Below are 23,135 nucleotides of genomic sequence, written 5' to 3' on the forward strand. Positions count from 1 at the left end.
TGCGGCTGGCGCGATGCTGCTGCCGGTCGCCGCGTTGGCCACCGCCGCCGAACCCGTCCGCGTCCTCGACGCATTCGACGACGCATCGGCGTGGCGCGTGGTGACCTCCAACCAGGTCAGCGGTGCCATCCGCATGGCCGATGGCGTGGAGGGCAAGGCGATCTGCCTGGACTACGACTTCAACGGTGTTTCGGGCTATGCGGGCATCCAGCGCGACCTGCCGCTGACGTATCCCGGCAACTTCGAGTTCGGCTTCCAGCTTCGTGGCGACTCGCCGCGCAACGACCTGCAGTTCAAGGTGGTGGATGCCAGCGGCGACAACGTGTGGTGGGTCAACCGCCCGAAATACGAGTATCCGAAGGCGTGGACGCCGGTGCGCTACAAGCAGCGCCACATCGACAAGGCCTGGGGGCCTGATCCGGACCGCGTGCTGCGCAAGAGCGCGAAGCTCGAGTTCACCGTCTACAACAATGCGGGTGGCAAGGGCTCGGTCTGTTTCGACCAGCTGACGTTCCAGGCGCGGCCGGTGGATGACGGCGCGCCGCTGAAGGGCAGGGCGAGCGCATCGGCAGCGTTTCCCGCCGGTGCGGCGGCCCTGGCCGTGGATGGCAGCACGGAGACGGCCTGGTCGGCGGACCTGCAGGGTGAAGTGGATCCGCAGATCACGCTGGATCTCGGCAAGCCCCGCGAGTTCGGCGGGCTCGTCGTGCGCTGGAAGCAGGGACAGCACGCATCTGACTATCTGGTGCAACTCTCCGACGACGGCGTCCGCTGGCGCGATGTCCGCACGGTGGTGGACGGTAACGGCGGCGACGACTACCTCGCGCTGCCGGAGAGCGAAGCGCGCTACGTCCGGTTGCTCATCGGCGATGGCCCGGGCCGCGCATTCGCGTTGGCCGAACTGGAGGTCAAGCCGCTGGCATTCGCGGCGCATACCAACGACTTCATCAAGGCGATGGCCGCCGGATCGCCGAAGGGATGGTTCCCGCGTGGATTCAGTGGTGAACAACCCTACTGGACCATCGTGGGTCTGGATGGCGGCCGCGAACAGGGCCTGATCGGCGAGGACGGTGCGGTCGAGATCGCCAAGGGCGGCATCAGCATCGAGCCGTTCGTGCAGGTGGACGGCCGATGGGTAGGGTGGGCCGACGTGCAGGTGTCGCAGTCGTTGCAGGACAACTATCTGCCGATCCCCACCGTCACCTGGAAACACGCCGGGTTCGCGCTTTCCACCACTGCGTTCGCCGCGGGAAGGCCGGGCGACTCGCGCGTGGTCGCGCGCCATCGCCTGACCAACACCGGCACCACCTCGCGCGACTACGTGCTGGCGCTCGCCATGCAGCCGTGGCAGGTCAATCCTCCCAGCCAGTTCCTCAACACGACGGGCGGCTTCAGCCCGATCAACGCCATCACCGTGCGCGATGGCGTGGCCAGCGTGAATGGCCGCGACAGCGTACGCTTCATGCGTCCGGACGCCGCCCTGGCTTCGCGTTTCGATGCAGGCCTGATCCGCGAGCGGCTGGCGTCGATGGATACCGAAACCCGCGACGGCGACGCGCACGTGGTTGGCGAAGCGGACGGACTGGCGTCCGCCGCCGTGCTGTACCGGATCACGCTCGCACCCGGGGAGAGGCGCGACGTGGAGTGGGTGGCCCCGCTGGAGGGCGTGCTGCCCGCAAGCCTCGATGCCGAGCGGGACCAGCAGGCGACGGCGGCAATGTGGCGCGCCAAGCTCGGTGAGATGAAGCTGCAGGTGCCGGCCGAAGGGCAGCCCGTCGCGGACACGCTGCGCACGGCGCTGGCGCACATGCTGATCTCGCGCATCGGTCCGCGCCTGCAACCGGGCACGCGTTCGTATTCGCGCAGCTGGATCCGCGACGGCGCGATGATTTCCGAGGGACTGCTGCGCCTGGGACGGCCGGAGGTGGTGAAGGAATATGTCGACTATTACGCGCCCTACCAGTTCGAGAACGGCAAGGTGCCGTGCTGCGTGGACGACCGCGGCAGCGATCCGGTGCCGGAGAACGACAGCCACGGCGAGCTGATCTTCAACATCGCCGAGTACTACCGCTATACCGGCGACAAGGCGTTCCTGCGGAAGATGTGGCCGCACGTGCAGGGCGCCTTCGCCTACATGGACGAACTGCGCCTCAGCGAGCGCACCGAGGCCAATCGTGCCGTCAATCCGGCCTTCTTCGGCATGATGCCGGCTTCGATCAGCCACGAAGGCTATTCGGCCAAGCCGATGCATTCGTACTGGGACAATTTCTGGGCGCTGCGGGGCTACAAGGACGCGGTCGAAGTGGCGGATGCGCTGGGCGAGACCGCCGCGTCGAAGCGGATGGCCGCGTCGCGTGACCAGTTCCGCGATGACCTTTACGCGTCGTTGCGTGCGGCCACGAAACTGCACGGCATCACGTATCTGCCAGGCGCAGCGGAGATCGGCGATTTCGACCCGACCTCGACCACCATCGCGCTGGCGCCGGGCGGGGAGCAGGGCAAGCTGCCGTCCGACCTGCTGCACGGCACGTTCGAACGCTACTGGACCGAGTTCGTGCAGCGTCGCGATGGCCAGCGCGCATGGAAGGACTACACGCCCTACGAGTGGCGCAACGTGGCGGCGTTCGTAAGGCTGGGTTGGCGCGAGCGTGCGTGGGAGGCCGTGGATTTCTTCTTCAAGGATCGCGCGCCGCAGGCGTGGAACCAGTGGGCCGAAGTGGTCTCGCGTACGCCGCGCACGCCGTTCTTCGTCGGCGATCTGCCGCATGCGTGGGTGGCGTCGGATTTCGTGCGCTCGGCGCTGGACATGTTCGCCTATTCGCGCGAACGGGATGACAGCATCGTGCTGGCCGCCGGGGTGCCGGTGGCGTGGCTGGACGGGGAGGGCATTGCGCTGGACGGACTGCGCACGCCGAGCGGCATCCTTGCTTACTCGCTGCGCCGGGCTGGGAACGAGGTGCTGCTCGAAGCGAAGACGGGCCTGGCGTTGCCCGCGGGTGGGCTGGTGCTGCCATGGCCCTATGAAGGTGCGCCCGGCGAGACCCGCGTCAACGGCGAGCCTGCGCAGTGGAGGGATGGCGAATTGCGCATCAGCACGTTGCCGGCGCGGGTGAGCGTGCGCATCGAGCAGCCGTGAACCAGGCGCGCGAGTCGAGACAGGTGGGAGCGACCTCGGTAGCGACCGCGCGCAAGCGTTTGTTGAAGCCCGGACGCCGTCCGGCGGAAGACCGAGGTCGCTTCCACAGGTCAGCACCGGCGTCGTTGCCTGATGGAGGTACAGTAACGGCAACGGATGGCTGACTCGCCCACATGCCTGGACCGGACGCTCCTTCGCTGCCTGTTTGGCCCCTGCCTCTGCTGATCGCGCTGCTGTTCGTCGTGGCGGCGCATGCGGCCTACCTGTTGTCGATCCAGGCCGGCCACGTCCCTGCCTGCGTGCCGTATGTGGACGGCTGCGTCTCGATCAGCCGCGCTGCGCGGCATGGGGTGGGAAACCATCTCTTCCGGTTGCTGGTGATTCCCTGTGCGGTGCTGCACGCGCTGGTGTGGCTGCTGGCGCACCGCTGGTTGCGCGGCGGCCGCTGGATGTCCGTGCTGGGCGTGGGTTCGGCCATCGCGCTTGCCGTCTATGCGACCTTCCTCGGCACCGAGGGCGAGGCTTACCGCTTCCTGCGCCGTTATGGCGTGGTGGTGTATTTCGGCTTCGGCTATCTGGCGCAGCTGGCGCTGATGCGCCGTGCGTCGCGGACGCAGGCACTGTCGGCCCGCGTCATCGCCGCCATGTCGTGGGTTTCCATCGCGATGCTGATGATGGGCATCGGGAATGTCGTGGCGGGGCTGGTACTCGCGGATCCGCTGGCGAAGGATCGCTGGGAGAACGTCTTCGAGTGGTGGCTCGGCCTGCTGATGGTCGGCTGGCATGCCGTGCTGGCGGCCGGTTGGCGGCAGAAGGGCTTGGTAGTGAACGTCCAGGCCCATGATCCCCGGTAGGAGCGACGTGAGTTGCGACCGCACGAATTGAGCGTCCTTGCATGTCGGTCAGCGCGCCACACTCAGGCTGGTGCACTTTCATGACGCTCTGTTGCTACGGAGTCTCACGGCCTTGGTCGCGACTTACGTCGCTCCTACAGAAAAAACGTCAGCGGCGCACGCTCTGGACGATGGCGGCGGCCTTGGCCGAGCTCTCGGTGACCTTGTCCCACTCTCCCTTGTCGAGCCATGCCTTCGGCACCATCCAGGAACCGCCGATGCACACCACGTTGGGCTGCGACAGGTACTCGGCAGCCGTGTCTTCGGTGATGCCGCCGGTGGGGCAGATCTTCAGGTCGGACAGGGGACCGGCAAGGCCTTTCAGCATCGCCAGGCCGCCCACGGCGGTGGCGGGGAACAGCTTGCATACGCGAAAGCCGCGCGCCATCAGCGAGAGCAGTTCGGTCGGCGTGGCGGCGCCTGGGACGACGGGTACGTCGGCCTTGGCCAGGGCTTCCGCCATGTCCGGCGGCGTGCCGGGCGTGACCAGGAAATCCGCCCCCGCGGCGATGGACTGCTCCATCTGCTCGACGGTCAGCACCGTGCCGGCGCCGATCACGATGCCAGGCAGTTCCTTCTTCAGCATCGCCAGCGCTTCCATCGCCACCGGCGTGCGCAGCGTCAGCTCGATGGCGGGCAGGCCGCCCTTCAGCAGCGCCTCGGATACCTTGCGCGCTTCATCCAGCGTGTGGACGGTGACGACCGGCAGGATGCCGGCGGCGCGGAGGAGGGATTCGGCTTTCTGCTGGTGGGCTTGGATGGTCATGGGGGCAAGTGTCGCGATTCGTATTGTGGGAGCGACGTGAGTCGCGATCGACGTCAGGTGGAAGCTTCGCGACTTGCGTCGCTCATACAGAAATGATGTCCAGAAGAAGAGCCTGCTTCGACGTCACGCATCCTTGGCTTCATGCGGCGCTTCCGCGGCATGCGCGGCATCGCCAAGCTCGTATTCGGCGTCGTATTCCCAGGTGCCGTCGTGGTGCGGCAGGCCACAGGATATCGACAGGCCACCCTGGTCGGCCGGCGTCACCACGTCGCGGCTTACCGCGAACAGGTTGCGGCCGATGTCCAGCGCTGCCGGCGTGGTGTTGGGGGCCAGCTCGCGGCGCTCCCATTCGGCCGCATCGACCAGAGCCTCCAGCGTGCCGGCTTCCGCATCCAGGCGCACGATGTCGCCTTCGCGAAGCTTGCCGATGGGTCCGCCGCGGGCAGCTTCCGGGGTCAAGTGGATGGCCGCGGGAATCTTGCCCGAAGCGCCGGACAGGCGGCCATCGGTCACCAGCGCCACGCGCCGGCCCTGGTTCTGCAGCAGGCCCAGCAGCGGCGCCAGCGAATGCAGCTCCGGCATGCCGTTCGCGCGCGGGCCCTGGTAACGCACCACCGCGATGAAATCCTGCGGCAGGGCGCCGGCGGCGTGCAGCTTGTTGAGCGCACGCGGGTCATCGACGACGACCGCGGGGGCTTCGATGAAACGGTACTCGGGCTTCACCGCCGAGGTCTTGATCAGCGAGCGGCCCAGGTTGCCGCGCAGCAGGCGAAGCCCGCCCTGCGGTTCGAACGCGCGCGACACCGGGCGCACGACGTCTTCGTCCGCGCTCTGCGCCACGCCGGGTGCGTAGGCCAGCTGGCCATCCTGCAGGCGTGGCTCGTCGCCGTAGGCACGCATGCCGCCCGGCACGATCGTCGGCAGGTCATGCATCAGGCCCGCATCCAGCAGTTCGCGGAAGACCAGTTGCGTGCCGCCGGCGGCGGCGAAGCGGTTCACGTCGGCTTCGCCATTCGGATAGACGCGCGCCAGCAGCGGCACGGTCTGCGAGATCAGGTCCATGTCGTCCCACGTCAGCACCACGCCGGCGGAGCGCGCGACGGCGATCCAGTGGATGGTGTGGTTGGTGGAACCGCCGGTGGCCATCAGCGCCACCATGGCATTGACGATGGCGCGCTCGTCGATCAGCTGCCCGATGGGACGGTAATCATTGCCCAGGGCGGTGATGCGCAGCGCGCGTTCGGCGGCGGCGCGGGTCAGCACCTCGCGCAGCGGCTGGTCGGGATTCACGAACGAGGTGCCCGGCAGTTGCAGGCCCATCGCTTCCAGCAGCACCTGGTTGGAATTGGCGGTGCCGTAGAACGTGCAGGTACCGGGCGCGTGGTAACTGGCGGCTTCGGCTTCCAGCAGTTCTTCGCGCGTGGCTTCGCCGGCGGCGTAGCGCTCGCGGACTTCCGCCTTCTTCTTGTTGGGGATGCCGGGCGTCATAGGACCCGCGGGCACGAACACGGCCGGCAGGTGGCCGAACGCCAGCGCGCCGATCAGCAGCCCGGGCACGATCTTGTCGCACACGCCCAGGTACAGCACCGCGTCGAACATGTCGTGGCTCAGCGAGATCGCCGTGGCCTGCGCGATCACGTCGCGCGAGAACAGCGACAGCTCCATGCCCGGACGGCCCTGGGTGACGCCATCGCACATCGCCGGCACGCCACCGGCCACCTGCGCCGTCGCGCCCAGATTGCGGGCGACCTGGCGGATGATGTCGGGGTAGAACTCGAACGGCTGGTGCGCCGACAGCATGTCGTTGTACGCATTGATGATGCCCAGGTTGGGCGTCACGTCCGCGCGCAGCCGTCCCTTGTCGGTGGGCCCGCAGGCGGCGAACGCATGCGCCAGGTTGCCGCAGCTCAGGCGCGAGCGCTGGGGACCGTCGCGATGCGCCGCATCGATGCCTTCAAGATAGGCGCGGCGCAGCGGTGCGCTGCGCTGGCGGATGCGTTCGGTGACTTCTTGGATGCGCGGATGCAGGCTCATGGGCGTAGGGCTGGGCTGCAGAAGTAGCGTGCATTCTGCATGTCATGGCGGAAGAAAGCCGCAAGCGGGGCCGCCGCGATGGATTCCGACAGGCGGAACGGGGCGGCGCGGGACGACGGCGAAGGCATGCTGCTTTGTACTTGCTTTGCGCCATGCGCGAAAGTCACCAAAGCAAGACCAGTCTCTGGCGCGGGACAGGCGTGCTGCATTGCAGCGGCCGCGCGCCATCCCGCAGGGTCCGTCTACCTGGCCGGACCGAAGAACTCCACCGCGTACGCGGCCGCGCCCAGCAGGCCGGGGCGGGGATGCATGTTGGCCAGCGTCGGCACGCGCGCCATCGCGGGCGAGAAACGCCCCTTGTGTTCGAACCGCTGGCGGAAGCCGGAATGCTGCAGCGAACCCAGCAGCTTGGGTACCAGGCCGCCGGTCAGGAACACGCCATCCCACGCGCCGGTGGTCAGCACCAGGTCACCGGCAATCGCACCGAAGACCGCGCAGAAGACGTCCAGCGTGCGCACGCAGCGCGGATCGCCTGCGGCCGCGCGTGCGGTGACATCCTTGGGTTCCAGCGGGCCGCCGGGATCTTCCCCGGCGATCTCGCTGAGCGCGCGATACAGGTTGACCAGGCCCGGGCCGCAGATCAGGCGCTCGTTGGAAACGCGGCCGAACTGCGAGGACAGGATTTCCAGGATGCGGATTTCCTCGGGCGTACCCGGCGGAAAGCTGACATGGCCGCCTTCGGTCTCCAGCGGATAGGCACGCCCGTCGCGGATGACCAGCGCGGCCACGCCCAGCCCGGTGCCCGGGCCGATCACTGCGTACGTGCGCGGGACCGACAGCGGTGCCGGCGACCACTGCGCGCCGCCGATGGCCACCACATCCTTGGGTGTCAGCAACGATACCGCCATCGCCTGGGCGGCGAAGTCATTGACCAGGCGCAGGCCATCGAAGCCGAGTGCCTGGCGGGTGCGCGCCACCGAAATCACCCACGGGTGGTTGGTGATGCGGGCTTCGTCGCCATCCACGCGGCCGGCAACGGCAAAGATGCCGTTCTGCGCACTGGCGCCGGTTTCATCCAGGTAATGCTGGGCGGCATCGGCCAGCGAGGGAAAGTCGGCGACGGCGAACTCGCGCACGCTGTCGTCAAGCAAGGGCGCCGCGGCATGCGTGTCGGCCAGCGCGAAGCGCGCATTGGTGCCGCCGATGTCGGCGAGGAGCACGCGATCGGCGCTGCTCATGCGGAAAACTTCCTGTTCGAGGCGTCGGGGCTTCCGAAAGTGATCCGCTGCATTCGCCTGGCTGGTCCTCTGTTGCCGGTCGTGGGCCACGTCATGTGGGCGGCGCATGATAGCGCGCGGTTTGACCGCCTGCGTGCCGCGTCGCCGGCATATGCGCCATGCGTATACGTATGCGCATTTCGGGCATGGGGCGTTGCATGGAGGAACGGCGTCAGCAGTGTCGGCGGCAGGGACATGGCGAGGGAAGGCGTGCGCCGACACGCGCCGGCTTGCGTTGTGAAAACGGTTACATGGCAGAATAGCGCAACTGCCCCGGCCACGGAACGGGCGGCGCAGCAACAGCGGTGCCTGACCAGGGCCCGCCTGCAACCGGGAGGGGCCCGGCGGCAGTGACCACCACAACGGGCACGCCCCGACCGGAGAAACCATGGCAAGTGTTCAACTCGACCGCGTGCGCAAGGTGTACGACAACGGCCAGGTGGCCGTGCACGGGGCCAGTTTCGAGATCGCCGATGGCGAGCTGATGGTGCTGGTGGGGCCTTCGGGCTGCGGCAAGTCCACGCTGCTGCGCATGATCGCCGGGCTGGAAGACATTTCCGAAGGCAACCTGCTGATCGGCGGCAAGCGCGTCAACGATGTGCAGCCGAAGGACCGCGACATCGCGATGGTCTTCCAGAGCTACGCGCTGTATCCGCACATGACGGTGGCCGAGAACCTTGCGTTCGGCCTGAAGCTGCGCGGCCACCCGAAGGCCGAGATCGAGCGGCGCGTGAATGCCGCCGCTGACACGCTGGGCATGTCGCACATGCTGCAGAAGCTGCCGCGCGAGATGTCCGGAGGGCAGCGCCAGCGCGTGGCGCTGGGGCGCGCGATCGTGCGCGAGCCGTCGGTGTTCCTGCTGGACGAACCGCTGTCCAACCTGGACGCCAAGCTGCGGCATTCGGTGCGCACCGAGATCGGCCGCCTGCACCGCCAGCTGGGCGCCACGATGGTCTACGTCACCCACGACCAGGTGGAAGCGATGACGCTGGGCCAGCGCATCGTGGTGCTGAAGGATGGCGAGATCCAGCAGATCGACACGCCGATGGCGCTGTACGAGAAGCCGGCCAACCTGTTCGTGGCGGGCTTCCTGGGCAGCCCCGCGATGAACGTGCTGCAAGGCACGCTGCAGCGGGCCGATGGCCTGCAGCTGGTGCTCGACGACGGCACCACGGTGCCGTTGGGCCAGGCCGCCGGCGTGGCCGATGCCTGGGTGGGCCTGCGCGTGGTGATGGGCGTGCGCCCGGAACACCTGCAGCCGGCCGGCATCGGCAAGCCCGCGTTCGAGGCACAGGTGGAACTGATCGAGCCGGTCGGCAACGAGGTCTTCGTCAATCTTGCCTACGGCGCGCAGTCGCTGGTGTCGCGGGTGCCGCCACAACGCCTGCCCGAGCCGGGCCAGGCCCTGCGGGTGACGGTGGAAGGCGCGGCGCTGCACTTCTTCGATCCCGTCAGCGGACAACGCCTGCGCTGACGGCGCGGCAACCCGCAAAGAAAAAGGGAGGCCTCGCGGCCTCCCTTTTTTATGGGCCGGCGAGCCAGGTCAGCCGCGGCTGACCGCGTAGACCGCTGCCGCCACCTTGTCGATGTTCTGCTGGTTCAGCGCGGCCACGCAGATGCGGCCGGTGCCGATGGCATAGATGGCGTACTCCTCGCGCAGCCGGTCCACCTGGGCCTTGCTCAGGCCCGAGTACGAGAACATGCCCGCCTGCTGCTGGATGAAACCGAACTCCGGCGCGCCCAGCGCCGCCAGCTTGCCCACCAGCGCCGCGCGCAGGCCGTGGATGCGCTCGCGCATGCCGCCCAGTTCCTGTTCCCAGCGGCCACGCAGTTCATCGCTGCCCAGCACGCCGGCCACCAGTGCGCCACCGTGGTTGGAAGGGCTGGAGTAGTTGGACCGGATGGTGCGCTTGATCTGCGACAGCACGCGCTTGGACTCGTCGCGGTCGGCCGAGACGATCGACAGCGCGCCGACGCGTTCGCCGTACAGCGAGAACGACTTCGAATACGAGTTGGCCACCACGAAGGCCGGCAGGCCCGAGTCGGCGAACAGGCGGATCGACTGCGCGTCCACGTCCGGTCCCTGGTCGAAGCCCTGGTAGGCCATGTCGATGAAGGGCAGCAGGTTGCGCGCCTTCACCAGGTCGACCACCTGCGTCCACTGTTCCGTGGTCAGGTCGACGCCGGTCGGGTTGTGGCAGCAGGCATGCAGCAGGACCACGGTGCCGGGCTCCAGTGCCGCCAGGTCGGCCAGCATGCCGGCGAAGTCCAGGCCATGCGTGGCAGCGTCGTAATAGCGGTAGTCCACCACGTCGAATCCCGCCGTGGCGAAGACCATGCGGTGGTTTTCCCAGCTGGGGTTGCTGATGGCGATCTTCGCGTCGGGCAATGCGCGCTTCAGGAAATCCGCGCCGATGCGCAATGCGCCGCTGCCACCGATGGTCTGCGCGGTGACCACGCGACCGGCCGCCAGAATGGCCGAATCCGCGCCGAACACCAGTTTCTGGGTGGCCTGGTTGTAGGCCGGCAGGCCGTCGATCGGCACGTAGCCGCGCGGCTTGGCCTCGGCGGCGAGCGCCTGCTCGACCTCGCGGACGGTATCGAGCAGCGGAATGCGGCCCTGTTCGTCGTAATAGATGCCTACGCCCAGATTGACCTTGCCGGGGCGGGTATCGGCGTTGTACGCCTCGGTCAGCCCCAGGATCGGATCGCCCGGGACGAGTTCGACGGATGCAAAAAGAGACACGGATGTGGACCGTTATGAGGGAGGAGGGGGAGTGAAGCGGCCTGCGATCCTAGCAGGCGCGGGCGACGTCGTGGCTGCGTCCCGGGCCCTGCCGCGGCGCTGGCCCGCGGGTCCGGCAGGCCCGGGCAGAGCACGGCAGGGGCGGCTATACTCATTCGTTGGTGCGGCCAAGGCCGTGCCGGATTGTCATCCAGATCAATGGCTTGGCATTCCAAGCTCATCCCATTTAACACTTGCGGCAGCGCGCCGGCCCAGCCCGGTCGCGGTGCCCGGAAGACACCGCCGCATGCGCCTTTCCACCATCAAGCTGTCCGGTTTCAAATCCTTCGTCGACCCCACGGTGCTGCACCTGCCGACCAACATGACCGGCGTGGTCGGTCCCAACGGTTGCGGCAAGTCCAACATCATCGACGCGGTGCGCTGGGTGATGGGCGAAAGTTCGGCCAGCCGCCTGCGCGGCGATTCGCTGACCGACGTGATCTTTTCCGGCTCGGCGGCGCGCAAGCCGGTGTCGCAGGCCTCGGTGGAGCTGATCTTCGACAACAGCGACCACACCATCAGCGGTGAATTCGCCGCCTTCAACGAGATCTCGGTCCGGCGCCTGGTCAGCCGCGACGGCCAGAGCAGCTACTACCTCAACGGCACCAAGTGCCGCCGCCGCGACATCACCGACCTGTTCCTCGGGACCGGCCTGGGCCCGCGCAGCTACTCGATCATCGAGCAGGGCATGATCAGCCAGATCATCGAGGCGCGCCCGGAAGACCTGCGTATCTACCTGGAAGAGGCCGCCGGCATCTCCAAGTACAAGGAGCGCCGCAAGGAAACCGAGACCCGCATCCGCCACACCCGCGAGAACCTCGACCGCTTGGGCGACCTGCGCGAGGAGATCGGCAAGCAGCTGGAACACCTCAAGCGCCAGGCCAAGCAGGCCGAGCAGTACCAGGCCCTGCAGGAAGAGCGCCGGGTGAAGGACGCCGAATGGAAGGCGCTGGAGTTCCGCGGCCTGGATGGCAGGCTGCAGGGCCTGCGCGAAGGCCTGTCGCAGGAAGAGACCCGCCTGCAGCAGCTCATTGCCGAGCAGCGCGAAGCCGAACGCCACATCGAGACCGACCGCCTGAAGCGGGAGGAGAGCGTCGAGGCGCTCAACAAGGCACAGGGCGAGGTCTACCAGGTCGGCAGCACGCTGGCCCGCATCGAACAGCAGATCCAGCACCAGCGCGAGCTGGGCGACCGCCTGAAGAAGGCCCGCGACGAAGCCCACAACGCGTTGCAGGAACTCGGCCAGCACATCAGCGGCGACGAGACCCGCCTGAACGTGCTGCGCGAGTCCGTGGCCGACGCCGAGCCGCAGCTTGAACAGCTGCGCGAAGACGACGTGTTCCGCCAGGACGCCCTGCGCGAAGCCGAGACCCGCCTGTCCGACTGGCAGCAGCGCTGGGAAACCCACAGCCGCGAATCCGCCGAGGCCTCGCGCGCCGGCGATGTCGAGCGCACCCGCGTGGACTACCTGGACCGCCAGGGCTTCGAAGCCGAGCGCCGCCGCGAAGCCCTCGCCAGCGAGCGCGCCGGGCTGGACCTGGACGCCCTGGCCGCTGCGTTCGAACAGCTGCAGGTGCAGCACGACACCCAGAAGGAATCGCTGGAAACCCTTACCGAGCAGGTCGAGGCACGCAAGCAGGGCGCCGCCGACGTGCAGGAGCAGCAGCGCGCCACCCAGACCGAGCTGTCCGACGTGCGCAAGCGCACGCAGGAAGCCCGCGGCCGGCTGTCGTCGCTGGAAACGCTGCAGCATGCCGCGCTGGGCCAGGAGCAGGGTGCCGCAATGACCTGGCTGAAGGCGCGCGGGCTGGACAATGCGGCGCGCGTCGGCGAGAAGCTCACCGTCGAGCCGGGCTGGGAAAACGCCGTGGAAGGCGCCCTCGGCCAGCTGATCGAAGGCGTGCTGGTCGATGCCCCCGAAGCCCTGGTCGACGCACTGGGCGAACTGGGCGATGGCCGCATCGCGCTGGTGTCGGACGACCGCGGCGACGTCAGCTTCGCGCCGACGTCGCTGGCCGCGAAGGTGCAGGGCCCGGCCGCGATCCGCCGCCTGCTGGCCCGCCTGCACGTGGCCGAAGACCTCGCCGAGGCCCGCCGCCTGCAGTCGCAGCTGGGCGAAGGCGACTCCGTCATCACCCGCCACGGCGAACGCTTGGGCGCCGGCTGGGTGCGCGTGCTGCGCTCCGGTGCGGCCAAGCAGGGCGCCCTGCTGCGCGAGCGCGACATCCAGACGCTGCGTGGCGAGATCGAAACCCTGCAGGCGCGCGAAGCCGAGCTGGAACACCGCCTCGCCACGCTGCGCGACCAGTTGCTGGCCGCCGAGCAGCAGCGGGAGGACGCGCAGCGCGCGCTCTACATGGCCCACCGCAGCGTGTCCGAACTCGCCGGCCAGCTGCAGAGCCAGCAGGGGCGGGTGGATTCCACCCGCACCCGCATCGAACGCATCGACGGTGAAATCGCGCAGCTGGTCGAGACCCTCGATGCCAGCCGCGAGCAGGCCCGCGAAGCGCGCATGAAGCTGGAAGACGCGGTGACCCGCATGGGCGACCTGGAAGCGACCCGGCAGGCGCTGGAAGCCGAGCGCCGCCAGTTGGTCGAAGCGCGCGACCAGGCCCGCGAAGCGGCCCGCGCGTCGCGCGACGCCGCGCATGCGCTGGCGCTGACCCTGGAATCACAGCGCGCCCAGATCGTCTCGCTGAGCCAGGCGCTTGACCGCATGGGCGGTCAGCGCGGCCAGCTGGATTCGCGACTGGAAGAACTGACCCTGCAGTTGAACGAAGGCGATTCGCCGGTGCAGGAACTGGAAGCCCAGCGGCAGGCCGCACTGGAGCACCGCGTCACCGCCGACCGCCTGCTGACCGAGGCGCGCGCCGCGCTCGACGCCATCGACAACGACCTGCGCCAGTATGAGCAGACCCGCCACCAGCGCGACGAGCAGGCCCTGGCCCAGCGCGAACGCATCTCGCAGCGCAAGCTCGACCAGCAGGCGCTGGCGCTGAAGGCCGAACAGCTGTCCGAAGCCGTCGTCGCCGGCGGCTTCGTGCTGCAGGACGTCATCAACACGCTGCCCGAGGTGGCCGACATCCGCGAATGGGAGCAGGCCGTCACCCAGATCGACGGCCGCATGCGCCGCCTGGAGCCGGTCAACCTGGCGGCCATCCACGAGTACGGCGAAGCCAGCCAGCGCGCCGAGTACCTGGAAGCGCAGAACATCGACCTGACCACCGCGCTGGAAACGCTGGAAGACGCCATCCGCAAGATCGACCGCGAGACCCGTGGCCGCTTCAAGGACACCTTCGACCGCGTCAACGCCGGCGTGCAGCAGTTGTACCCGCGCCTGTTCGGCGGCGGCCATGCCTACCTGGAACTGACCGGCGAAGACCTGCTGGATACCGGCGTGGCCATCATGGCGCGCCCGCCCGGCAAGCGCGTGTCCAACATCTCGCTGCTGTCCGGCGGCGAGAAGGCGATGACCGCGGTCGCGCTGGTCTTCGCCATCTTCCAGCTCAACCCCGCGCCGTTCTGCCTGCTGGACGAAGTCGATGCACCGCTCGACGAAGCCAACGTGGGCCGCTTCACCAACATGGTGAAGGAGATGAGCGAGAAGGTGCAGTTCCTGTTCGTCAGCCACAACAAGGCGACCATGGAAGCCGCACACCAGCTCAGTGGCGTTACCATGCGCGAGCCCGGTGTCAGCCGACTGGTGTCGGTCGACCTGGAAGAGGCCGCGCGCCTCGCCGGGGCTGCGTGAGCGTGCTTCATATGAGCGTGCTCCAGGTGAGCGTGATCCATTCCCACTGCCGGAGAAAACACTAGTGTCCGACATGGCCATGCTTCGTTTCGGGATCATCATCGCCGGCGCCCTGCTGGTGATCGCGATCTTCTTCTTCGGCCGCCCCAAGAAGCCCAGCCAGGGCCGGCGGCTTGAACCCAGTGAGCGCGACAATGCACGCGTCGAGCCCAGCCTGCCGGGCGACGATGGCGCCGAGCAGGTGCAGGACTACAGCGACGACAACGTCCGCCAGCCGGAACTCGGCCTGGCCGGCGGCACGCCAGTCGCCAATGCCGACAGCGACCTGGGCAAGCGTCCCAACCAGGATTTCGACAAGATCGTCTCGCTGTACGTGGCGGCCAAGGCCGGGCACATGCTGCGCGGCGAGGACATCGTGGTCGCGGCAGAAAAGACGGGCCTGACCTTCGGCCACATGAATGTGTTCCACCGCCTGGTGGAAGGCCACCCCGAGCGCGGCCCGGTCTTCAGCATGGCCAACATCATGCAGCCGGGCAGCTTCGACATGGCCAACATCCGCACGCTGGAAACCCCGGCCATCGCCTTCTTCCTGACCCTGCCGGCGCCGATGACCGCGCTGGAAGCCTGGGAGAAGCTGGTGCCCAACGTCGAGCGCATGGCCGAACTGCTCGGTGGTGTGGTCCTCGACGACAGCCGCAACACCCTCGGCCGCCAGCGCATCCAGCACATCCGCGAAGAACTGCGCGCCTACGACCGCCAGCATGAAGCGCCGCCGCTGACGAAGGCGCCGCGGTGGTGAGGGCGAGTTGGCATAGTTTGGCGAGCAAAGACAACTTGATGCGTAGATTCTTCCTGGTCGGCTTGTTGTTTGTCTCTTATCCCTCTTATGCCAAGGAGCCGACGTCTCTTGGGCAGGGAAGGTACATGTTGACGGATCAGAATTTCACGGTCTTCGGGAGCCCTGAGAAGATCGTTGCGAAGTTGACGAGACAGGCCCACGAGTTCTGCAAGGGCCAAACTGGGAACGAAGCTTACTTGCTGGGTGCAGATGGCTCTGAAGCAGTGCCTGGCGAAGTGCACAGCAGCGGCGTGCTGAAACGTGGTGCGCAGGGGGCAACCGGAACCATCCAGTTCCGTTGTGAAATTCCTGAAAAAGAATCCACCAGTTCCAAGCGTGACATTTACACAGAGCTTCCCAAGTTGAAGGCATTGCTCGACTCTGGAGCCATTACTCAAGCAGAGTACGACGATCAGAAGCGCAAGTTGTTGGAGCAGCAATAGCAGATAGGTTGGAATGAGCGAATCCAAATACAGCATCTGCTGCTGTCTTTCAGATTTACTTAATGAGGGCTTGACGATATTCACGCGTCATAGGCGAGGGTGATGGGTATCGTTTCGCTTCACCCATCCTACGGCTACCTTAGATCACTTCAGCGCGTGCTTTTGGAGGAATGACGGTGTCTGCCCGCCGCATCTTCACCACCCCCTTCGCCAGCGTCTATCCGCTTTACGTGCAGAAGGCCGAGCGCAAGGGACGCACCAAGGCGGACGTCGATGAGGTCATCCGCTGGTTGACCGGCTACGACCAGGCGGGGCTTGATCGACAGATCAGCGCCAGGACCGACTTCCAGACCTTCTTCGCCGAAGCGCCCCGGCTTCATCCCCATGCGGCTTTGATCAAGGGCATCGTCTGCGGCGTCCGCGTCGAGGACGTGGACGATCCGTTGATGCAGAAGATCCGCTACCTCGACAAGCTGGTGGATGAGCTGGCGAAGGGGAAGGCGATGGAAAAGATCCTGCGCTGACATCGTGTTGGGATGTGGCGGCTTTACCATGCCCGCATGGACAGAGAACCCGACGTGCCCGTCGCAACACGCCCCATCCATCGCGGCGACATCTTCTGGGTGGCGGCCGATGAATCCCGTGGCTCGATTCCCGGCGTGCCGCACCCGCATGTCGTCGTGCAGGACGATGTCTTCAACCAGTCGCGCATCTCGACCGTCGTGGTCTGCGCACTCAGCTCCAACCTCAATCGCGTGTCGGAACCCGGCGTGGTGCTGCTGGATGCGGGCGAGGGCGGGCTGGCACGGCAGAGCGTGGTGATCGCGTCGCAGATATCGTCGCTCTACAAGCACCGCCTGCAGGACCACATCGGGCGCCTGAGCGACCAGCGGGTGGATCAGGTGATTGCGGCGCTCCGCTTCCTGCAGGCCTCTTTCCTCCGCTGAGCGCGACATCCGCGCGCCGCACTGCGCGCGCTCCGCATGGCATTCCGACCAGCGGCGGCGGCAAACCCCGCCACTTGCCAGCCATCGCTTGACATGCAGGTATTCACCTGCATATTATCCCGCCGTACACGAAGGTAGCGGATGGACATCGACAAGGTTTTCAAGGCACTGGGCGATCCGACACGGCGGAGGCTGCTCGACCTGCTGTGCGACAAGAACGGGCAAACGCTCGGGCAACTCTGCGAGCAGCTGGACATGGCGCGGCAATCGGTGACCCAGCACCTCGGCCTGCTCGAGGCCGCCAACCTGGTGAGCACGGTCTGGCGCGGCCGGGAAAAGCTGCATTTCATCAATCCCGTGCCGCTGCACGACGTCTACGAACGCTGGGTGCGGAAATTCGAACGCCAGCGCCTCAGCCTGCTGCACGACCTGAAGAAGGAACTCGAAGGAGAATGAGCATGAGCAACGAAAAGACCTGCTTCGTCTACGTGACCTACATCCGCTCGACCGCGGAAAAGGTGTTCGAGGCCATCACCCAGCCCGGCATCGCACGGCGTTACTGGGGCCACGAGAACGTCTCCGACTGGCAGCCCGGCTCGGCCTGGCAGCACGTGCGTGCCAGCGAGCCGCACACGGTGGAACTGGTCGGCAAGGTGGTCGAGAGCGTGCCGCCGACGCGCCTGGTCATCACCTGGGCGAACGCGTCGCAGGCCGACGATCCCGGCGCCTACAGCCGCGTGACGTTCGACATCGTGCCGTACGAGGACATGGTGCGGCTGACCGTGACGCATGACGAGCTCGAGGCCGGCAGCGGCATGGCCAACGGCATCCAGAAGGGCTGGCCCATCGTGCTGTCCAGCCTGAAGTCCCTGCTGGAAACCGGGCAGGGCATGGACGTCTTCGCCAAGCCGAAGGCCGCGTGAGTCGGAGCGGGGCGAGCCCATGGATATCGGCATCATCGGTGCTGGCAACATCGGCTCCACCCTGGCGCGAAGGCTTGCCAAGGCAGGCCACGCCGTCCGCATCGCCAACTCACGCGGGCCGGAAACTCTGGCGCGTCTGGCCGAAGCGACCGGTGCACAGGCGGTGTCGTTGCGCGACGTCGCGCGCGGGGTGGACGTCGTCATCCTTTCGATTCCCTTTGGCCGGCTGCCGGCCTTGAGGGAATGCATCGCCCCCTTGCCGGATGACGTGGTGGTGGCCGACACCTCCAACTACTTTCCGGTCCGCGACGGACACATCGCCGCCGTTGACGAAGGTCAGGTCGAGAGCCTGTGGGTCTCCTCCCAGATCGGCCATTCCGTCATCAAGGCGTGGAACAGCCTCCTGGCCGTCAGTCTGCAGGACAACGGCCTGCCCAAAGGGACCGAAGGACGCATCGCGCTGCCCGTGGCGGGCGACGATCGCGCGGCCAGGCAGCTCGTCATGCGGCTGGTGGAGGACACCGGCTTCGACGCCGTCGATGCCGGTCCGCTTGCCGAGTCGTGGCGGCAGCAACCCATCACCCGCGCCTACTGCTCGGACCTCACGGCGGACAGGTTGCGGGCCGCCTTGCTCGCGGCCGACCGCGCCCGGGCACCGATCGTGCGCGAGGACATGGTGAAGGCGTTCATGGCGCTGGGGGACGCGATCACGACCGACGACGTCGTGCGCCTGCACCGGACGGCCAGCGCCCACGCATGAAACGAACCCATCCGACCACGGAGTCCACATGACCCTGTCCTACACCGGCGGCTGTGCGTGCGGCGCGATCCGCTACACCACGCCGCATGCGCCCGTCTTCCAGAACCTCTGCCAATGCCGCGACTGCCAGCGGCGCAGCGGCACCGGCCATGGCGCCTGGCTGACCTTTCCCGGACGCGAAGCGATGGCCATCACCGGGGAAGCCACGCACTGGCAGGTCGCGGGCGACAGCGGCAACGCCAAGGTGCATGCCTTCTGTCCCGCCTGCGGAACGCCGGTCTACCTGCTCTTCAAGGCGATGCCGGACATGATCGCGGTCGCGGCCGGCAGCCTGGATGATCCCGGTCGCTTCACGCCCGGCGCGCTCACCTACGCGTCCCGTGGGCTGGCCTGGGACACGGTCGATCCGTCGTTGAAGACGTTCCAACGGATGCCCACGGCATGATGCAACGCATGGATGCCAGGCCCCGCAACGTCCTCTTCATCTGCACCCAGAACCGCCTGCGCAGCCCGACGGCGGAGCAGGTGTTTGCGGACTGGCCGGGCATCGAGACGGCGTCCGCCGGATTGGGCAACGATGCGGAAGTCCCGGTCTCGCCCGAACTGCTGGCCTGGGCGGACCTGGTTTTCGTGATGGAGAAGGTGCACCGTACGCGCCTGTCCGCCAAGTTCGGTCGCCACCTCAACGGCAAGCGGGTGATCTGCCTGGATATCCCCGACGACTACGAATTCATGGATACCTTGCTCATCCGGTTGCTCAAGCAGAAGGTGACGCGGTTCCTGCCCACCCATGCGAGCGACGAATGAACCGCCCCCTGCAGACCCACACCGGCCGCTGCCATTGCGGCGCCGTGCGCTTCGAGATCGACACCGATTTCCCCGAACTGACCCGGTGCGACTGTTCCATCTGCCGCAAGAAGAACGCCTTGATGGTGAAGGTGCACGAAAGCGCCTTCCGCCTGCTGGCCGGCGAAGACGCGCTGACCGACTACCAGTTCCACACCCGCACCGCCCACCATTACTTCTGCAAGGTGTGCGGAATCTATCCGTTCCACCGCAAGCGCGTGACCCCCGACTACTACGGCATCAACGTCTACTGCCTGGACGACTTCGATCCCGACGGCATCCCGGTGCGGATGACGGTGGGCGCGGGCATGCCGTGAGCACGCTCCGCTAGACTGCGGCCATGTGCCGCTTCGTCACCGCCGTTCTGCCCGCCAGTGCGCCGATTGCCGCGCTGGATGCGCTTGCGCGTGCGCATGGCAGGCAGCTCCGTCCGCTGGCAAGCCCGTCGGTGCAGGGGCAGCTGGTGGCCGGCGAGGCCTATTTCCTGACGACGCTCGGCGAATGCGATTGCGGTGGGCCGCTGGGTCGTGGACGTTCTTCGCAGACGACCGACTGGGACGAGAAGGCGCGCCGACTGGCGCTCAAGGGCTGGAGTCTGGCCAAGGTGGCGCGCGCGCTGGGCCAGAAGCGGGCGCACGCGGACGCGGATGCCGGGGCGGAGGCGCGACGCGTCGACGAGGCGATGGCGACGTGGGTGGCCTACATCAAGAACATGCTGCAGTCCGGCCATGTGCGTGAACTCGGCCTGCTGCTCCACCAGTACCGCGGTCCGCTGGACGAAGACGTGACCCTCCGCGAACGCCGCCGCGTCAAAGTGACCGCAGCGCTGCCCGAGGTCCTGCGCGACCTGGACGAGGACGTGCTGTATCTGTTCCACGCCTGATCTGACCCGCATCGGGCGTTCCACGGGCCGTGTCTCTCACACTTGCCATCGGGAGATGGCACTCGGAGCTCCATCAATGGAGCTCGGAGCCCCATCGGCCGGGCTCGGAATCCCATCGATCGAGCACGCGAGCCCCGTCGATGGCTTCCTGAGCTCCATCGACGGCTTTCGGAGCTCCATCGATCACATTCCGAGCTCGATCGATGGAGCACGTCAGCCCCATCGATCACATTCCGAATGCCATCGATGGCTTCCTGAGCCCTATCGATCGGGCTTTGAGAGCCATCGATGGCACTCAGAGGGCCATCGATGGAGCAGGTGAGCCTTGCGGTTGGGATTCCGAGCTCCATCGATGGAGCTCCGAGGGCGATCGGCCGCCAGCGGACCCGGCAACGCCACGCGACGGAGGGCAGGGACCGTCCCCCACCCGCCGGCGTTGCGCCTTCCCTCACGGCGCGGGGCTTTAGAATTCCCCCATGACGCCGACGCCTGCCGCCCGTATCGCCGACCTCCGCCGCCAGCTGGAGGACGCCAACCACCGCTACCACGTCCTCGACGAGCCCAATATCCCGGACGCCGAGTACGACCGCCTGCTGCGCGAACTGGATACGCTGGAAACCGCCCACCCCGAGCTGGTCACCGCCGATTCGCCCACCCAGCGCGTGGGCAACGCCCCGGCCGGCAAGTTCGCCGAGGTGCGCCACGCCCTCCCCATGCTGTCGCTGGGCAACGCCTTCAGCGACGAAGAGGTGGAGGACTTCGTCCGCCGCATCGCCGACAAGCTGAAGCGGCCCACGCTGCTGTTCTCCGCCGAGCCCAAGCTGGACGGGCTGGCCATCAGCCTGCGCTACGAAGGCGGTGCGTTCGTGCAGGGCGCCACGCGCGGCGACGGCGCCACCGGCGAGGACGTCACCCTCAACCTGCGCACGGTCAAGGCCATCCCCCTCAGGCTGCGGGGGAAGGGCTGGCCGGACGTGCTGGAAGTCCGGGGCGAGGTGTACATGCCGCGCGCGGATTTCGAGAAGTACAACGAGCACGCCCGCCTGCACGGCGGCAAGGTGCTGGCCAATCCCCGCAACGGCGCCGCCGGTTCGCTGCGCCAGCTGGACCCGCGCATCACGGCGCAGCGGCCACTGGCGTTCTTCGCCTACGGTACCGGCCTGGTGGAAGGCGGCGAACTGCCGGATTCGCATTCGGCCACGCTGAAGCAGCTGCGCGCGTGGGGTTTCCCGGTCAGCAGCCTCAGCGAGACCGTGGAAGGCGTGGACGGCCTGCTGGACTATTACCGCCGCATCGGCGAACGCCGCGGCGCCTTGCCGTTCGACATCGACGGCGTGGTCTACAAGCTGGACGACGGGGAAGGGCAGCGCACGATGGGGTTCGTCTCGCGTGCGCCGCGCTGGGCCATCGCGCACAAGTTCCCGGCGCAGGAACAGATGACCGTGCTGGATTCCATCGAGGTCAACGTGGGCCGCACCGGCGCGGTGACGCCGTGGGCGCTGATGCAGCCGGTGCACGTGGGCGGCGTGACGGTGACGCGCGCCACGCTGCACAACGCCGACCAGGTGGCACGCCTGGACGTGCGCAACGGCGACACCGTGATCATCCGCCGCGCCGGCGATGTCATCCCCGAAGTGGTGGGCGTGGTGCTGGAACGCCGCCCCGCCGGCACGCAGCCGTGGCAGATGCCGACGGCGTGCCCGGTCTGCGGCTCCGAGATCGTGCGCGAGGAAGGCGCGGCGGTGTGGCGCTGCAGCGGTGAGCTGACCTGCCCGGCGCAGCGCAAGGAGACGATCATCCATTTCGCCTCGCGCCGCGCGATGGACATCGAAGGCCTGGGCGAGCGGTTCGTCGAAGACCTGAGCGACCTCGGTATCGTGCAGCGCATCGCCGACCTGTACACGCTGACGGTGGACGACCTGCTGGAGATGAAGCGGCGCGCGGACGAGCGCGACGGCACCACGCCTGAGACCGTCAAAGCCGGCAAGGTGGCGACGAAGTGGGCGGAGAACCTCATCGAGGCCATCGACCGCAGCCGCCAGACCACGCTGGAGCGTTTCCTGTTCGCGCTGGGCATCCAGCACGTGGGCGAGAGCACGGCCAAGGCGCTGGCGCAGTGGTTCGGCGACCTGCAGCTGATCCGCCGCCTGCCGTGGCCGCTGTTCAAGCAGGTGCCGGACATCGGCGGCGAGGTGGCGCGTTCGCTGGGCCATTTCCTCGATCAGCCGGGCAACCAGCAGGCCATCGACGACCTGCTGGCGCGCGGCGTGGTGATCGGCGACACCCATCCGCCCTCGGGCAAGCTGCGCGCCGGCCTGGACCTGGCCACGCTGCTGGTGGATCTGGAAATTCCCAAGGTCACCCGCGTGCGCGCCGAGCAGCTGGCTTCGGCGTTCCCGTCGGCACAGGCGCTGCTGGATGCGCCGGTGCACAACTTCGTCACTACCGGCCTGCCCAGCGATTCGGCCAATGCCTTCGCCGCATGGCTGGAGGACGAGGCCAACGCACAGCTGCTGACGCGCAGTGGCGCGGCGCTGGACGAACTGCTGAAGGTCACGCCGGAAGACGTCGCCCTCTCCGCCGGTCCGCTGGATGGCAAGACCGTGGTGCTCACCGGCGGACTGGCGGCGATGAGCCGCGACGAAGCCGGCGAGAAGCTGGAAGCCCTCGGCGCCAAGATCGCCGGCAGCGTGTCGAAGAAGACGCACCTGGTGGTGGCCGGCGAGGCCGCCGGGTCCAAGCTGGCCAAGGCGCAGGAACTGGGCATCGAGATCTGGGACGAAGCCCAGCTGCTAGCGTTCCTGGAGAAGCATGCGTGAGGAGGCGCCCGCTCCCCTGTAGGAGCGACGTAAG

At 67.5% G+C, this 23,135-nt stretch carries 19 protein-coding genes and 1 pseudogene; 16 read left to right on the forward strand and 4 right to left on the reverse strand.

All coding sequences use genetic code 11. The annotated features are described in order from the left end of the window. Positions 1-13: 13 nt before the first annotated feature. The gene (locus tag OVA13_RS02945; RefSeq protein ID WP_267793611.1) at positions 14-3,136 is read left to right on the forward strand and encodes a discoidin domain-containing protein; all 3,123 of its coding nucleotides are present in this window, start codon (positions 14-16) and stop codon (positions 3,134-3,136) included. A 173-nt stretch (positions 3,137-3,309) separates the two neighbouring features. Then, positions 3,310-3,990, forward strand: a complete 681-nt coding sequence (locus tag OVA13_RS02950; RefSeq protein WP_267792330.1) for a hypothetical protein — start codon at positions 3,310-3,312, stop codon at positions 3,988-3,990. A 148-nt stretch (positions 3,991-4,138) separates the two neighbouring features. Here the strand turns inward: OVA13_RS02950 and OVA13_RS02955 are convergent, their stop codons facing one another. The 3 genes from OVA13_RS02955 to glk all read right to left on the reverse strand — a co-directional run bounded on the left by OVA13_RS02955 (position 4,139) and on the right by glk (position 8,067). Next, positions 4,139-4,795: a bifunctional 4-hydroxy-2-oxoglutarate aldolase/2-dehydro-3-deoxy-phosphogluconate aldolase gene (locus OVA13_RS02955; protein WP_267792331.1), complete on the reverse strand. Its 657-nt coding sequence runs from the start codon at positions 4,793-4,795 to the stop codon at positions 4,139-4,141. 123 nt (positions 4,796-4,918) lie between these two features. Beyond that, positions 4,919-6,829, reverse strand: a complete 1,911-nt coding sequence (edd, locus tag OVA13_RS02960; protein WP_267792333.1) for a phosphogluconate dehydratase — start codon at positions 6,827-6,829, stop codon at positions 4,919-4,921. A gap of 242 nt (positions 6,830-7,071) precedes the next feature. Next, entirely contained in the window at positions 7,072-8,067 is a 996-nt protein-coding gene (gene glk, locus OVA13_RS02965) for a glucokinase (protein WP_267792334.1), read from the reverse strand. A 427-nt stretch (positions 8,068-8,494) separates the two neighbouring features. On the opposite strand from glk, the gene ugpC reads away from it, so the two are divergent. Further along, positions 8,495-9,580, forward strand: coding sequence for an ABC transporter ATP-binding protein (gene ugpC, locus OVA13_RS02970; protein WP_267792335.1), 1,086 nt, complete (start codon positions 8,495-8,497; stop codon positions 9,578-9,580). A 69-nt stretch (positions 9,581-9,649) separates the two neighbouring features. On the opposite strand, the gene OVA13_RS02975 is transcribed toward ugpC, so the two are convergent. Further along, a complete protein-coding gene (locus OVA13_RS02975; RefSeq protein ID WP_267792336.1) occupies positions 9,650-10,852 on the reverse strand; it encodes an amino acid aminotransferase in 1,203 nt (400 codons plus the stop codon). Between the two features lie 286 nt (positions 10,853-11,138). Here OVA13_RS02975 and smc point away from each other — a divergent pair, with 286 nt between their 5' ends. The 13 genes and pseudogenes from smc to ligA all read left to right on the forward strand — a co-directional run bounded on the left by smc (position 11,139) and on the right by ligA (position 23,101). Further along, on the forward strand, positions 11,139-14,642 hold the full coding sequence (gene smc / locus OVA13_RS02980) for a chromosome segregation protein SMC (protein WP_267792337.1): 3,504 nt from the start codon (positions 11,139-11,141) through the stop codon (positions 14,640-14,642). Positions 14,643-14,706: 64 nt separating this feature from the next. Next, positions 14,707-15,441 (forward strand): cell division protein ZipA, encoded by a 735-nt coding sequence (gene zipA / locus OVA13_RS02985; protein WP_267792338.1) that lies wholly within the window; start codon positions 14,707-14,709, stop codon positions 15,439-15,441. 38 nt (positions 15,442-15,479) lie between these two features. Next, on the forward strand, positions 15,480-15,923 hold the full coding sequence (locus OVA13_RS02990) for an SHOCT domain-containing protein (RefSeq protein ID WP_267792339.1): 444 nt from the start codon (positions 15,480-15,482) through the stop codon (positions 15,921-15,923). Positions 15,924-16,099: 176 nt separating this feature from the next. Then, complete coding sequence (locus OVA13_RS02995) at positions 16,100-16,447, forward strand: DUF2200 domain-containing protein (protein WP_267792340.1); 348 nt, start codon at positions 16,100-16,102, stop codon at positions 16,445-16,447. 36 nt (positions 16,448-16,483) lie between these two features. Beyond that, positions 16,484-16,870: a type II toxin-antitoxin system PemK/MazF family toxin gene (locus tag OVA13_RS03000; protein WP_267792341.1), complete on the forward strand. Its 387-nt coding sequence runs from the start codon at positions 16,484-16,486 to the stop codon at positions 16,868-16,870. Positions 16,871-17,011: 141 nt separating this feature from the next. Further along, a complete protein-coding gene (locus tag OVA13_RS03005; protein WP_267792342.1) occupies positions 17,012-17,326 on the forward strand; it encodes an ArsR/SmtB family transcription factor in 315 nt (104 codons plus the stop codon). 2 nt (positions 17,327-17,328) lie between these two features. Further along, positions 17,329-17,793 carry an SRPBCC family protein gene (locus OVA13_RS03010; RefSeq protein WP_267792343.1) on the forward strand — a complete coding sequence of 155 codons (465 nt, stop codon included), beginning with the start codon at positions 17,329-17,331 and terminating at the stop codon, positions 17,791-17,793. A 13-nt stretch (positions 17,794-17,806) separates the two neighbouring features. Beyond that, positions 17,807-18,553 (forward strand): annotated as a pseudogene (locus OVA13_RS03015) (NAD(P)-binding domain-containing protein); the annotation flags it as partial. Positions 18,554-18,581: 28 nt separating this feature from the next. Continuing rightward, entirely contained in the window at positions 18,582-18,998 is a 417-nt protein-coding gene (locus tag OVA13_RS03020) for a GFA family protein (RefSeq protein WP_267792344.1), read from the forward strand. Positions 18,999-19,006: 8 nt separating this feature from the next. Continuing rightward, positions 19,007-19,360, forward strand: coding sequence for a low molecular weight protein tyrosine phosphatase family protein (locus OVA13_RS03025; protein WP_267792345.1), 354 nt, complete (start codon positions 19,007-19,009; stop codon positions 19,358-19,360). Next, the gene (locus OVA13_RS03030) at positions 19,357-19,716 is read left to right on the forward strand and encodes a GFA family protein (protein ID WP_267792346.1); all 360 of its coding nucleotides are present in this window, start codon (positions 19,357-19,359) and stop codon (positions 19,714-19,716) included. Before OVA13_RS03025 ends, OVA13_RS03030 begins: the two co-directional genes overlap by 4 nt. Before the next feature lie 23 nt (positions 19,717-19,739). Continuing rightward, positions 19,740-20,282: a hypothetical protein gene (locus OVA13_RS03035; RefSeq protein ID WP_267792347.1), complete on the forward strand. Its 543-nt coding sequence runs from the start codon at positions 19,740-19,742 to the stop codon at positions 20,280-20,282. A gap of 476 nt (positions 20,283-20,758) precedes the next feature. Further along, positions 20,759-23,101 (forward strand): NAD-dependent DNA ligase LigA, encoded by a 2,343-nt coding sequence (gene ligA, locus OVA13_RS03040; RefSeq protein WP_267792348.1) that lies wholly within the window; start codon positions 20,759-20,761, stop codon positions 23,099-23,101. Positions 23,102-23,135 lie beyond the last annotated feature (34 nt).

The sequence above is a fragment of the Pseudoxanthomonas sp. SL93 genome, from assembly GCF_026625825.1.
In the GTDB taxonomy this organism is placed as follows: domain Bacteria; phylum Pseudomonadota; class Gammaproteobacteria; order Xanthomonadales; family Xanthomonadaceae; genus Pseudoxanthomonas_A.

What these genes read in the sequence shown, in the direction of transcription:
- ugpC (WP_267792335.1), top strand. Translation starts at nt 8,495, where the DNA reads ATGGCAAGTGTTCAACTCGACCGCGTGCGCAAGGTGTACGACAACGGC.
- glk (WP_267792334.1), bottom strand. Translation starts at nt 8,067, where the DNA reads ATGAGCAGCGCCGATCGCGTGCTCCTCGCCGACATCGGCGGCACCAAT.
- OVA13_RS03005 (WP_267792342.1), top strand. Translation starts at nt 17,012, where the DNA reads ATGGACATCGACAAGGTTTTCAAGGCACTGGGCGATCCGACACGGCGG.
- OVA13_RS02950 (WP_267792330.1), top strand. Translation starts at nt 3,310, where the DNA reads ATGCCTGGACCGGACGCTCCTTCGCTGCCTGTTTGGCCCCTGCCTCTG.
- OVA13_RS03035 (WP_267792347.1), top strand. Translation starts at nt 19,740, where the DNA reads ATGTGCCGCTTCGTCACCGCCGTTCTGCCCGCCAGTGCGCCGATTGCC.
- OVA13_RS03025 (WP_267792345.1), top strand. Translation starts at nt 19,007, where the DNA reads ATGGATGCCAGGCCCCGCAACGTCCTCTTCATCTGCACCCAGAACCGC.
- OVA13_RS02955 (WP_267792331.1), bottom strand. Translation starts at nt 4,795, where the DNA reads ATGACCATCCAAGCCCACCAGCAGAAAGCCGAATCCCTCCTCCGCGCC.
- OVA13_RS03010 (WP_267792343.1), top strand. Translation starts at nt 17,329, where the DNA reads ATGAGCAACGAAAAGACCTGCTTCGTCTACGTGACCTACATCCGCTCG.
- OVA13_RS03000 (WP_267792341.1), top strand. Translation starts at nt 16,484, where the DNA reads ATGGACAGAGAACCCGACGTGCCCGTCGCAACACGCCCCATCCATCGC.
- OVA13_RS03020 (WP_267792344.1), top strand. Translation starts at nt 18,582, where the DNA reads ATGACCCTGTCCTACACCGGCGGCTGTGCGTGCGGCGCGATCCGCTAC.
- OVA13_RS02945 (WP_267793611.1), top strand. Translation starts at nt 14, where the DNA reads ATGCTGCTGCCGGTCGCCGCGTTGGCCACCGCCGCCGAACCCGTCCGC.
- OVA13_RS03030 (WP_267792346.1), top strand. Translation starts at nt 19,357, where the DNA reads ATGAACCGCCCCCTGCAGACCCACACCGGCCGCTGCCATTGCGGCGCC.
- edd (WP_267792333.1), bottom strand. Translation starts at nt 6,829, where the DNA reads ATGAGCCTGCATCCGCGCATCCAAGAAGTCACCGAACGCATCCGCCAG.
- smc (WP_267792337.1), top strand. Translation starts at nt 11,139, where the DNA reads ATGCGCCTTTCCACCATCAAGCTGTCCGGTTTCAAATCCTTCGTCGAC.
- ligA (WP_267792348.1), top strand. Translation starts at nt 20,759, where the DNA reads ATGACGCCGACGCCTGCCGCCCGTATCGCCGACCTCCGCCGCCAGCTG.
- OVA13_RS02990 (WP_267792339.1), top strand. Translation starts at nt 15,480, where the DNA reads ATGCGTAGATTCTTCCTGGTCGGCTTGTTGTTTGTCTCTTATCCCTCT.